8 protein-coding genes and 1 pseudogene are annotated in these 11,885 nt (G+C 60.6%); 8 read left to right on the forward strand and 1 reads right to left on the reverse strand.

Annotation, left to right across the window (positions count from 1 at the left end; translation table 11 throughout):
• From ABW22_RS02855 to ABW22_RS02890, 8 genes are all read left to right on the forward strand, one after another.
• Positions 1–867: sugar phosphate nucleotidyltransferase (locus ABW22_RS02855; protein WP_059751794.1), on the forward strand; the 867-nt coding region annotated here is incomplete at its 5' end.
• Positions 854–2,614, forward strand: coding sequence for a glycoside hydrolase family 57 protein (locus ABW22_RS02860; RefSeq protein ID WP_237763206.1), 1,761 nt, complete (start codon positions 854–856; stop codon positions 2,612–2,614). The genes ABW22_RS02855 and ABW22_RS02860, both read left to right, overlap by 14 nt.
• A gap of 49 nt (positions 2,615–2,663) precedes the next feature.
• The gene (gene malQ, locus ABW22_RS02865) at positions 2,664–4,025 is read left to right on the forward strand and encodes a 4-alpha-glucanotransferase (RefSeq protein WP_059751797.1); all 1,362 of its coding nucleotides are present in this window, start codon (positions 2,664–2,666) and stop codon (positions 4,023–4,025) included.
• Positions 4,022–6,241 carry a 1,4-alpha-glucan branching protein GlgB gene (gene glgB, locus ABW22_RS02870; RefSeq protein WP_059751799.1) on the forward strand — a complete coding sequence of 740 codons (2,220 nt, stop codon included), beginning with the start codon at positions 4,022–4,024 and terminating at the stop codon, positions 6,239–6,241. The genes malQ and glgB overlap by 4 nt, the downstream gene beginning before the upstream one ends.
• A 32-nt stretch (positions 6,242–6,273) precedes the next feature.
• Positions 6,274–7,731, forward strand: a complete 1,458-nt coding sequence (gene glgA, locus ABW22_RS02875) for a glycogen synthase GlgA (protein ID WP_059751800.1) — start codon at positions 6,274–6,276, stop codon at positions 7,729–7,731.
• 12 nt (positions 7,732–7,743) lie between these two features.
• Positions 7,744–10,236, forward strand: coding sequence for a glycogen/starch/alpha-glucan phosphorylase (locus ABW22_RS02880; protein ID WP_059751802.1), 2,493 nt, complete (start codon positions 7,744–7,746; stop codon positions 10,234–10,236).
• 186 nt (positions 10,237–10,422) lie between these two features.
• Positions 10,423–10,731 (forward strand): DUF2934 domain-containing protein, encoded by a 309-nt coding sequence (locus tag ABW22_RS02885; RefSeq protein ID WP_059751804.1) that lies wholly within the window; start codon positions 10,423–10,425, stop codon positions 10,729–10,731.
• A gap of 122 nt (positions 10,732–10,853) precedes the next feature.
• A complete protein-coding gene (locus tag ABW22_RS02890) occupies positions 10,854–11,579 on the forward strand; it encodes a DUF2459 domain-containing protein (protein WP_157648526.1) in 726 nt (241 codons plus the stop codon).
• A 30-nt stretch (positions 11,580–11,609) separates the two neighbouring features.
• On the opposite strand, the pseudogene ABW22_RS02895 reads toward ABW22_RS02890, so the two are convergent.
• Positions 11,610–11,885 (reverse strand): annotated as a pseudogene (locus ABW22_RS02895) (alkaline phytoceramidase); the annotation flags it as partial.

Genomic DNA, 11,885 nt, shown 5'->3' on the forward strand with positions numbered 1-11,885 from the left:
TACACCATGGATTACTCCGAAATGCTGTTGTATCACGTGCAAACCGGCGCGGAGTTTACTGTAGGCAGTGTCGAAGTGCCGCTGGCGGAAGCCAGTGCCTTCGGGGTGATGTCGGTGGATGCAGATATGCGCATTACCCGCTTTACCGAAAAACCCGCCAACCCGGAGCCGGTTCCCGGCAAGCCCGGCATGGCGCTGGTGTCGATGGGCATTTACATTTTTTCCAAGGATTTTCTGTACAAAGCCCTGGTGGACGATGCAGGCAAAATGCAGTCCTCGCACGATTTTGGCAAAGACATTATTCCCGAGAACATTGCCGACGCGCGCGCGATGGCGTTTCCTTTCCGCACCGATAAAGGCGAGCCGGGTTACTGGCGCGATGTCGGCACGGTGTATTCCTACTGGCAAACCAATATGGAACTGTGTGCGATTGATCCAGAACTCAATCTGTATAACCACGACTGGCCCATCTGGACCTACCAGCCGCAATATCCGCCAGCCAAGTTCATTTTTGACGATGACGACCGCCGCGGCGAGGCGATCGATTCGCTGATTGCGGGTGGCTGCATCCTGTCGGGCGCGCGGGTCAAACGCTCGGTGCTGTTTTTCGCCACCACGGTGGAAAGCTGCAGCCTGATCAAGGACAGCGTAATCTTGCCCAAGGTGAATATTGGCCGCAACTGCCGGATCACTCGGGCCATTATCGACAAGAGCTGTGTAATCCCGGATGGCACCGTCATCGGCGAAGACCTGGTCGAGGACGCTAAGCGTTTCCATGTGACCCAGGAGGGCATTGTATTGGTGACCATGGCCATGCTCGGGCAGATTTTGTATCCGAGATTGCATAGCAGCCATGACTACAACTGAATCACATCACGCCGATCAACCCAGAGTCAAAAAGCTCAATGTCGTGTTGTGCTGGCACATGCACCAGCCGTATTACCGTGAAGGGCTCGCGGGCGCCTATCACCTGCCGTGGGTTTACTTGCACGGCATCAAGGATTACAGCGACATGGCCGCGCATCTGGAACGCTGCCCGGCAATGCGCGCAGTCGTGAATTTTGCGCCGGTGCTGCTGGAGCAACTCGATGATTACGCTCAGCAGCTCGACGCCATGCTCAAAACCGGGGTGCCAACTCAGGATCACATGTTGAATTTTCTGGCCGGTATCGAGCCGATTCCAACGGATGCCGCCGCGCGGCTGGCGCTGATCCAGGCCTGCCAGCGTTGCCACGCGCCGCGCATGATCCACCCGCATCCTGCTTTTCATCGCTTGTTGCGCATGATAGGCGCGACCGATGAGGCGGGCATCGGCATCCATGGCATGCAATGGCACCTGAGCTATCTGAGCGAGCAGTATTTTCTGGATTTGCTCACCTGGTATCACCTCGCCTGGCTTGGCCATTCCTTGAAACAAACGCCGTTGGCGCAGCGACTGCTGACACAGGAACAGGATTATTCGGCAGTGGATCGGCGCGAACTGCTAAGCCTGATGCAGGGGTGTCTGGCAGGACTGATTCCTCGTTACCGTGTGCTGGCTGATCGTGGACAGATCGAATTGTCGGTGACGCCTTATGGCCATCCCATCGTGCCTTTGCTCAACGATTTCAGGAATATGCGCGATGCGCAGCCGGACGCGCCCGCGCCGACGGCTGACGGTTATCCCGGGGGCGCGGAGCGTTCGCGCTGGCATTTGCAGGAAGGGATCGCCGTATTCGAACACTATTTTGGCCGCAAGCCGCAAGGCGTATGGCTGTCCGAAGGCGGCGTCAGCCGCGATGCGCTGACGCAACTCGATGAATTCGAAATCCGCTGGACCGCGTCGGGCGAAGGCGTATGGCGCCATAGTTTTGCGCAATCCGGCAGCACCGATGCGGAGCTCGCCAGCAAGCACAGTCTGTTTTCTCCAGCACAGGTCGACGGCACTCAGACCCGATTGTTTTTCCGCGACGATGGTCTGTCCGACCTGATCGGTTTCAAATACAGTGACTGGCATTCTGACGATGCCGTGGGCGATTTCATTCAGCATCTGGAAAACATTGCCGCGCTGTGGGGCGACAAGGCGGACAAGAAAGTCGTCTCGGTCATTCTGGATGGCGAAAACGCCTGGGAGTATTACCCGGACAACGGCCATTTCTTTCTCGACGCGCTGTATTGCGCATTGTCAAAGCACACCGCCTTGCGCATGACGACCTTTGCCGAACAAGCCAAGAATGCGCCCGCCATTCCCCTGAAACATCTGTCGGCAGGCAGTTGGGTGTACGGCAGTTTTTCCACCTGGATCGGTTCCGACGACAAGAATCGCGGCTGGGATTACCTGGTCGCGGCCAAGCGGGCCTATGACCGTGTGGTCGCGGCAGGCAGCCTGAATTCCGAGCAACTCGCGCTGGCCACGCGGCAGCTTGGGGTGTGCGAAGGCTCGGACTGGTTCTGGTGGTTTGGCGACTACAACCCGTCCGGCAGCGTCAGCGACTTTGAGCAACTGTTTCGCACCCAGTTACGTATGCTGTATCGCTTGATCGGTGTTGTGCCGCCGCCGCAACTCGAGGTCGAGCTGTCGCACGGGGGTGGCCGGGCCGCGAATGCCGGCACCATGCGCAGGAACGTCGGATGAGCGCGCAACGCTCCGCGTTTATTGGTCGGGTCAATAGGGCGTGCGGCTGATGAGCCTGTTCAACTCCGGTCAGCGCCGTGCGGGCATTTTGCTGCACCCGACTTCGCTGCCGTCTGGCACGCTGACGGACGCGCTGCCATGGCTGGATTTTTTGCAGGCGAGCGGCTGCACGCTGTGGCAGATGCTGCCGCTGGGTGTGCCCATCACCGGCTTGTCGCCCTATCAGTGCGCGTCGGCGTTTGCGGTCAACCCGGCGCTGTTTCCCAAGACGCGTGCCGATATGCGCAGCTTTCCCCGCTGGCGTCGCGCGCAGCAACGCTGGCTGGATGATTACGCGCGTTTCATGGTGATCAAGCGCTTGCAAAATGGCGCGTGCTGGGTCGATTGGCCTGAGTCTTTACGTCAGCGCGAGCCGCAGGCACTGTCGGCATTTGACCGGCTTCATGAAGAAGCGCTGGTCGCAGTGATGACCGAGCAATATCACGCCTATTCGCACTGGCAGGGTATACGGCAGGCGGCGCATGCGCGCGGCATCGCCTTGTTTGGCGACATGCCGATTTTTGTTGCGCACGACAGCGCCGATGTATGGGCGCATCCTCAGCGTTTTTTGCTGGATGACGCGGGCAGGCCGACCGTGGTGGCGGGCGTGCCGCCGGATTATTTTTCAGCAGCCGGGCAGCGCTGGGGCAACCCGCACTACAACTGGGCGGTGATGCGGGACGAGGGCTTTAGCTGGTGGCTTGATCGACTGCGCTACCATTTTAAATGGTTTGATCTGGTGCGCATCGATCATTTCCGCGGCCTCGCCGCAGCATGGACTATCCCGGCAGCAGACGACACGGCGGTCAACGGCAGTTGGCAGCCCGTGCCGGGTGCCGAGTTACTGAAAAAACTCAAAGACGAAATGGGTGAAATCCCCCTGGTCGCAGAAGACCTCGGGGTAATTACCCCGGATGTGACGGCGCTGCGCCGCGATTTTCATTTGCCCGGCATGGCGGTGCTGCAATTTGCGTTTGACGGGCATGCCGACAATCCGCACAAACCTGAAAACGTCGGTGAGGATATCGTGTATTACACCGGCACCCACGACAACGACACGACGCTGGGCTGGTTTGCCAGCCTGCCGGAGGAGGTGCAGCACCCGATTCAGCAGCAATTGAACGCGGCTGACGCCGACCAGGTGCTCGACGCCATGCAGGCAAGCGTTCTGGCGAGCCGCGCAACGCTGGCGATCTTGCCGATGCAGGATGTGCTGCGTCTGGGTAGCGAAGCCCGGATGAATACACCGGGGACGTCTGAGGGCAACTGGCGCTGGCGTTTTCAATGGGACATGCTGGTGCCTGAACTGGCATCCTGTTTGCATGAACAATTAGAGAAAACCGCTCGATGCGAGACAAGAAATCCGTCATGAATGTACCCGAATCCACCCCCGCCAAAAAGCCGGTCAGTCGTTTGCCTGCCATCAGTGCGCCCATCATGCGCGTCCAGACTGGCACGCACCACGATCCGTTCGAAGTGCTGGGCTGGCATGTTGAAACGGATGGGTCAAGCATCCTGCGCGCGTTCTTGCCTATGGCCGAAGCGGTGGAAGCCGAAGGCCTGCGCATGAGTCGCGTCGTCGGCACCGATTGCTTCGAACTCAAGCTGGGCACGGGCGTGGCGCATGATCCACACCCGCTGTTGCGCTGGCAGGACAAGCAGGTGGGCGCGTGGCACAGCACGCTCAGCCCCTACAGCTTTGAGCCGCAATTGGGCGAACTGGATATTTATCTGCTGGGTGAAGGCCGCCATATGCAGGCCTGGCAGGTATTGGGGGCGCGGCTTAAAATCATAGACGGCATCGCAGGCTGCCTGTTTGCAGTATGGGCGCCGGCGGTGCAGCGGGTCAGCGTGATTGGTGATTTCAACGTCTGGGACGGCCGCCGCCACCCGATGCGCTGTCGCGGCGACGGGGGCATCTGGGAGCTATTCATCCCCGGCCTTGCGGCAGGCGAAGCGTACAAATACGAAATCCTCAGCGCGCAGGGTCAACTGGTCAAAAAGACCGATCCTTACGCGCGCCAGATGTTTCCGCGCCCCGAGACCACCAGCGCGATTCCCGCCGAGCTTGGCCGGGTGTGGCAGGACGGCGACTGGATGACGGCCCGCGCCGGATTCGACTGGCAGCACCAACCGATCAGCATTTACGAATTGCACGCCGGGTCGTGGCGGCGTCACGCCGATGGCAGCTTTTATTCCTGGGACGAACTGGCCGCCAAGCTGATTCCCTATGTGCTGGAACTTGGCTACACCCATATCGAGTTGCTGCCGATTACCGAGCATCCGCTGGACGCGTCGTGGGGCTATCAGGTGTCGGGCTATTACGCGCCGACCGCGCGCTACGGCTCGCCGGAAGCGTTCCGCCGTTTTGTCGATTCCTGTCACCAGCACCAGCTCGGCGTGATTCTCGACTGGGTGCCGGCGCATTTCCCCAAAGACGATTTTGCGCTGGCGCGGTTTACCGGCGAGGCGCTATACGAACACGACGACCCGCGTCGCGGCGAGCATCAGGATTGGGGCACGCTGATTTTCAACTATGGCCGCAACGAGGTTAAAAACTTTCTGATTGCCAACGCGCTGTACTGGCTGGAAGAGTTTCACATCGATGGCCTGCGGGTCGATGCGGTGGCGTCGATGCTGTATCTGGATTATTCGCGGCGCGAGGGCGAGTGGCTGCCAAATCAATACGGCGGGCGCGAAAACATTGAAGCGATTGCTTTCCTGCGCGAGCTGAATGTTGAGGTACACGGTCGCCACCCTGGCGTGCTGACCTTTGCCGAAGAGTCCACGGCCTGGCCCGCGGTGTCGCGCGCGGTGGAGTTGGGGGGCTTGGGTTTTTCGATGAAGTGGAATATGGGCTGGATGAACGACAGCCTGGCGTATTTCGAACAAGACGCGGTGTATCGAAAATATCAACACAACCAGTTGACCTTCAGCCAGATGTACGCGTGGAGCGAAAACTTCGTGCTGCCGTTGTCGCACGACGAAGTGGTGCACATGAAAAAAAGCCTGCTCGATAAAATGCCGGGCGACGTGTGGCAGCGCTTCGCCAACCTGCGGCTGTTCTACGCCTGGCAATATGGTCACCCCGGCAAGAAGCTGATGTTCATGGGCAGCGAATTCGGGCAGTGGAACGAATGGTCTGAAAAGGGCGAACTCGACTGGGCGCTGCTGGAATTCCCTGCACACGACAGCCTGCGGCGGCTATTGGGGGACCTCAACCGCTTGTATCGAACCGAGCCCGCATTGCACGATTTTGATTTCGATCCGCGCGGCTTTCGCTGGATCGATTGTCACGACGCCGATCAGTCGGTGCTGAGCTTTGTGCGGCAAGGCAAGTCGCCCGCTGCGCAAATGATCGTACTGCTGAATTTCACCCCGGTGACACGGTTCGGCTATCGCGTCGGCGTGCCTTCCGGACATTTGTGGCACGAGGTGCTGAATACCGATTCCGAGTTTTATGGCGGCAGCAATATCGGTAATAGCGGTGCAGTTCTGCCCCAGGCGATTCCGTGGATGGGATTCGAACATTCGTTTGAAGTGACGCTGCCGCCGCTAGCGGCGGTATTTTTCAAAGTGTCGCCCTGATAAGCAAAAAATCAACAACGAAGCACGAAGCGATGAAAGTTTTATTTGTGGCGAGTGAAGCCTACCCTCTGATTAAAACAGGCGGCCTGGGCGATGTGGTACACAGCCTTCCGCATGCCTTGCACGGGCGGGGGCTGGATATTCGCCTGGTGCTGCCGGGTTATCGTGCGCTGCTGCATCAACTTGATCAGGTGCGCATTCTCGGCTGGCTGGATGTGCGCGGCGCGGAGGGCATCCATAGCGCGCGCATTCTGGAAACGCGGCATCCCGATTTTGCGTTTCCGCTATGGGTGGTGGATTGCCCGCCCTTGTTTGATCGCGTCGGCAATCCGTATGTATGCGCGCCCGGGCAGGACTGGCTGGACAACGCTGAACGCTTTACCGTATTTTCGCGGGTGGCGGCATTGCTGGGGCAGGATGCACTGAACCTTGGCTGGCAGCCCGAAGTAGTGCATCTGCATGACTGGCAAACCGGGCTGACTGCGGCATTTTTACACGAGCAAAGCAATCGCCCGAAAACGGTATTCACCATTCACAACCTGGCCTACGGCGGCTATTTTTCACATGGCGATTTTGTCCGGCTGCAACTGCCCAGCCATTGGTGGACGTCCGAAGGTGTGGAGTTTCATGGCGGCTTTTCCATGTTGAAAGCCGGCATCGTTTATGCCGATGCGGTGACGACCGTCAGCCCGACTTACGCCCGGGAAATCTGCACCCCGGAGTTTGGCCACGGCCTCGAGGGTTTGCTGCAATCGCGCCAGTCCAAGCTGCAGGGCATTTTGAATGGCATCGATACCCGTGTGTGGAATCCGGCTACGGATACGCACTTGCCTGCGCATTATTCTGCAAGCCGAATTAATCCTGGAAAAAAGCACAACAAGCGGGCGCTGCTGGAGCGTTTTCTGGGCACAACCAGCGATAGCCAGCTGACCGCGCCGGTGCTGGGGCTGGTAGGACGGCTGGTCGAACAAAAGGGGGTGGACTGGGTGCTTGCCGCGATGACGATCCTGCTCGTCGAGACCGACGCGCGTTTCGTGCTGCTGGGCAGCGGCCAGGTGGCGTACGAACAGAAGCTGACCCGGCTGGCCAAAAAGCATCCGGATCGCGTGTTCGTCAAGATCGGCTACGACGAGGCGCTGGCGCACCAGATCGAGGCCGGCGCTGACCTGTTCCTGATGCCGTCGCGCTTTGAGCCGTGCGGGCTGAACCAGATGTACAGCCTGCGCTACGGCACGCCGCCCGTGGTTTACAAAACCGGCGGACTCGCCGACACCGTAGTCGATGCGAACGAGACGACGCTCGCCGATGGCAGCGCGACCGGTTTCGTGTTCGATACGCCCGATGTCGCCGCGTTTCTCACCGCCATTCGCCGCGCACTGGAACTCATGCGCCAGCCCGCCCGGTGGCGGTGCTTGCAACAGACGGGGATGCGGCAGACATTTGATTGGAACGAAAGCGCTGCGCATTATCTGGCGCTATACCAGACTTAGGAGGATTGCACCATGTGGGCCAACAAATCGAATGATCCCAACTTGCCACTGAGCCTGAACAGGCTCGATTGCAACGGCGAATCGATAGGTAAAGATTTCCATCATTATCTCTCCTGCCATTTAGGGCGATTTCAGGATGGACCGCCGGTGTATTTTTATCACGCGCTGGCTTACGCGCTGCGCAACCGCATCATGCCGGACTGGAGCAGGACAGCAGCTGGGGTAGGCAGCGTACCGGGCGTGCGCCGCGCGTACTACTTATCGCTGGAATTCCTGATGGGGCGCGCACTCGGCAACACCCTGCTGAACCTGGGGATCACGAACGAGACCGAGCAAGCGATGCTCGACTACAGTTTGAAGCTGGAAGAAATCTGTGAGCATGAGACTGACGCGGGTCTGGGCAATGGCGGTCTGGGGCGGCTGGCTGCGTGTTTCATGGACAGTTGCGCCACGCTGCAATTGCCCGTGATGGGATACGGCATACGTTACGAATACGGCATGTTCCGTCAGCACATTGAAGATGGCCATCAAATAGAAGATCCCGATCACTGGTTGCGCGACGGCAACCCGTGGGAGGTTGAGCGCAGTGAATATACCCAGCGCGTGCACTTCGGTGGCAGGAGCGACGCCTATCATGATGCGCAAGGGGTCTTGAGAATGCATTGGGTGGACACCTGCGATGTGCTGGCAGTGCCTTACGACATGCCGATTGTGGGGTATCGCAATCACACCGTGAATACGCTGCGCTTGTGGAGAGCGACCGCGACGGATGAATTTGACCTGAGCGAATTCAACGCCGGCAGCTACACTGAATCGGTGCGAGACAAGAACAATGCCGAGCACATCACCATGGTGCTGTACCCCAATGACATCAGCGAAAACGGCAAGGAGTTGCGCTTGCGCCAGCAGTATTTCCTGGCCTCGGCCAGCCTCAAGGATGTGTTGCGGCGCTGGCAGTCGCTGGGGCATGTCGAGTTCGCCCAGTTCGCCCAGGACAACGTATTTCAGATGAACGACACGCATCCAACCATCGCCGTGGCGGAGTTGATGCGTATCCTGCTGGACGAAAAAGGCGTGTCCTGGGGGCTGGCCTGGGACATCACCACCCGCTGCATGGCCTACACCAACCATACCTTGTTGCCGGAAGCGCTGGAGAAATGGCCGGTCAGCCTGTTCGAACGCTTGCTGCCGCGTCTGCTGGAGATTATTTACGAAATCAACGCGCATTTCCTGCGCGAGGTGTCGCTGAAATGGCCGGGCGATGTCGACCGCCAGCGCCGCATGTCGATCATCGAGGAGGGTGAGGTGCGCCATGTGCGCATGGCCTGGCTCGCCATCGTCGGCAGTTTTTCGATCAATGGCGTGGCGGCGCTACATTCGCAACTGCTGAAGGAAGGGCTGTTCCGCGACTTTGTCGATCTGTGGCCGGGCAAATTCAACAATAAAACCAACGGTGTCACCCCGCGCCGCTGGCTAGCGCACGCCAACCCCGGCATGAGTGCGCTGATCAGCTCAAGAATCGGCGAGGACTGGGTGGCCGATCTGACGCAACTGGAAAAGCTCAAGCCGCTGGCAGATCTGGAAAACAAGGCATTTCACGCCGACTGGCACGCGACCAAGCACGCCAACAAGGAACGCCTCGCTGCGCTGGTCAGGGCCGAGTGTGGGGTGACGTTCGACCCGGCGGCGCTGTTCGACGTGCAGGTCAAGCGCATCCACGAATACAAGCGGCAACTGCTCAACGTGCTGCACGTGATTCACCTGTACAAGCGCATCAAGCACGGGCATCTGGACGGCTGGGCCGACCGCTGCGTGCTGATCGGCGGCAAGGCTGCGCCGGGCTACGCGATGGCCAAACGCATCATCAAACTCGTCAACAGCGTGGCCGACGTGGTGAATAACGACCCCGATGTCGATGGCCGCCTGAAAGTCGCGTTTCTGCCCAACTACCGGGTGTCGAGCATGGAAATTATTGCGCCTGCGACCGACCTCTCCGAGCAGATTTCCACCGCGGGCAAGGAGGCGTCCGGCACCGGAAACATGAAGTTCATGATGAATGGCGCCGCGACGATCGGCACCTACGACGGCGCAAATATCGAAATTCTGGAAGCGGTGGGCGAAGACAATTTCTTTTTGTTCGGCCTGCGTGCGAACGACGTTGAAGCGCTGCGCGGCCACTATCAACCCCAGACCTATATCGACGCCGACAGCGACCTGCGCGAAGTGATTGACCTGCTGGCTGCGGGCCACTTCAATCCCTGTGAACCGGGCATATTCGACATGATTCTGGACGCCGTCCGGAGTCCGCACGACCCGTGGATGACGCTGGCTGATTTTCGGGCTTATGTGGATGCACAACAGCAAGTGGCGCGCGCGTGGCAGGATCAGGCCAGCTGGACGCGCATGAGCATCCTCAATACCGCCTCCAGCGGATTTTTCTCGACTGACCGCACCATGCAGGAATACAACCGCGATATCTGGAAGCTTCAGCCCTTACCGCATTAACTGGCTGAGCGGCGAGCCGCTGCCGCGCATCTGCTGAGCCCGCACGCCGCGCCAACGCCCCGCCAATCGTCTACGAGTTGACGTGGCGCAATGACCCGGCCGCGCCAGCAGCTATGTTGAACGGGTGCATTCATGCGCTCGTGACACGGTCGCTGCACCTCCCCTTTCAATCACAGGAGAGTCGAAATGCAGCAGCAACATGCAATGACCGAGACCGCAAATTGCAGAGCGCAGAGGAGGAACATCCCTCCAAAGCAGGAACCTGATGAGCCCGTCCGCACAGTCCAGCCGGCGCCGGCCGCTGAGCGTGAACAAGCCATTCGCGAGACCGCCTACGCCTGCTACGAGGCGCGCGGCTGTGTCGATGGAGATGAGCTGGATGACTGGCTGAAGGCCGAGGCCGGCTACCCGAGGCTGCATGCGCTGGACGGTATCGTGTCCTACCTGACCCGTCCGGGCGATGCCCGGCGTGATCGGCAAGAGTGCCCGCATTGACCTGTCCTCCCTTCCGACCGCTGGATCAGCCGGCATCACCCCGTGTGGCCATGAGGCCGCACGGCCGCCCGAAGGGCGAATTCCCGCCTGGCGGGACGGCGCGCAGTGCCAAGGGTGCACCCATGAGCACCGGCATGCGCTCCAGCTGCCTTTCGCGACAAACGCTCATGGCTGGCAGCGTCGGCCGCCTCGCCGCCCTTCTGCTGCTGCTCGCCCTCGTCGTGCTGGCGCCGGGCTGCGCGGCGCAGTTGAGTCCCGGCGCAGCGCCGGCGGTGGATGCGCAGGCGACGATGCATCGCGTCCTCGTCGTGCGTCACGGCTGGCACAGCGGCATCGTCGTGCGCGCCGCTGAGGTGCCCGAGCACGCCTGGCCGGCGCGGCGCGAGTTCGTCGGCGCCGAGCATCTCGAGGTGGGCTGGGGCGACCGCGCGTATTACCAGGCAGCCGATCCGTCGGTGTGGCTCGGGCTGCGCGCGCTGCTGTGGCCGACTGCGGGCGTGCTGCACATGGTGGCCTTCAGCGGCCCGGTTGAGCACTACTTCGCGTCCGCCGAGATCGTCGCCCTGCAGATCACGCCGCAGGGTTTCGCGCGGCTGGTCGCCGCCATTTCGGCCAGCCACGAACTGGACGCCACCGGCCGACCGATCCCGCTCGGGCCGGGGCTTTACGGCACGAGTCGCTTCTACGCCTCGCGCGAAGCATTCCATCTGTTCGCAACCTGCAATGTCTGGATCGCCGCCATGCTGCGCGAGGCGGGCGTGCCGGTCAGTCCCACGCTGTCGCAGACCGCGGGCGCGCTGTTCGCGCAACTGCGCCGCCATGGCCAGGTGATCCGGCCGGCGCCGTGAGACACAGGCCCGGTTATCCCTCCCACGCGTTCAGCGCGCCTGTGACGCACCGGGGGCCGGGTTGCGCAAGCGCAGCATGCGAACCGCCCAAGCGGCAGCCACGGCGGCCAGCACATGCTTCACGCTGTGGCCGCTGATCCAGCCGCCGGCCGCGAAGACCTCTTGATCCAGGCGTTCCGCCACCAGCGCGGTGGCGTAGAGGGCCAGCACCACCAACAGGTCGCGGCCGCGCGTGTAGCGCGGCGCAAACAGCCACATCAGCAACGGAATCAGCAGCGCCGGGTAGAAGTGCACCAGGCCGTACAG

The organism is Thiobacillus denitrificans (genome assembly GCF_001530125.1).
GTDB lineage: Bacteria > Pseudomonadota > Gammaproteobacteria > Burkholderiales > Thiobacillaceae > Thiobacillus > Thiobacillus denitrificans_C.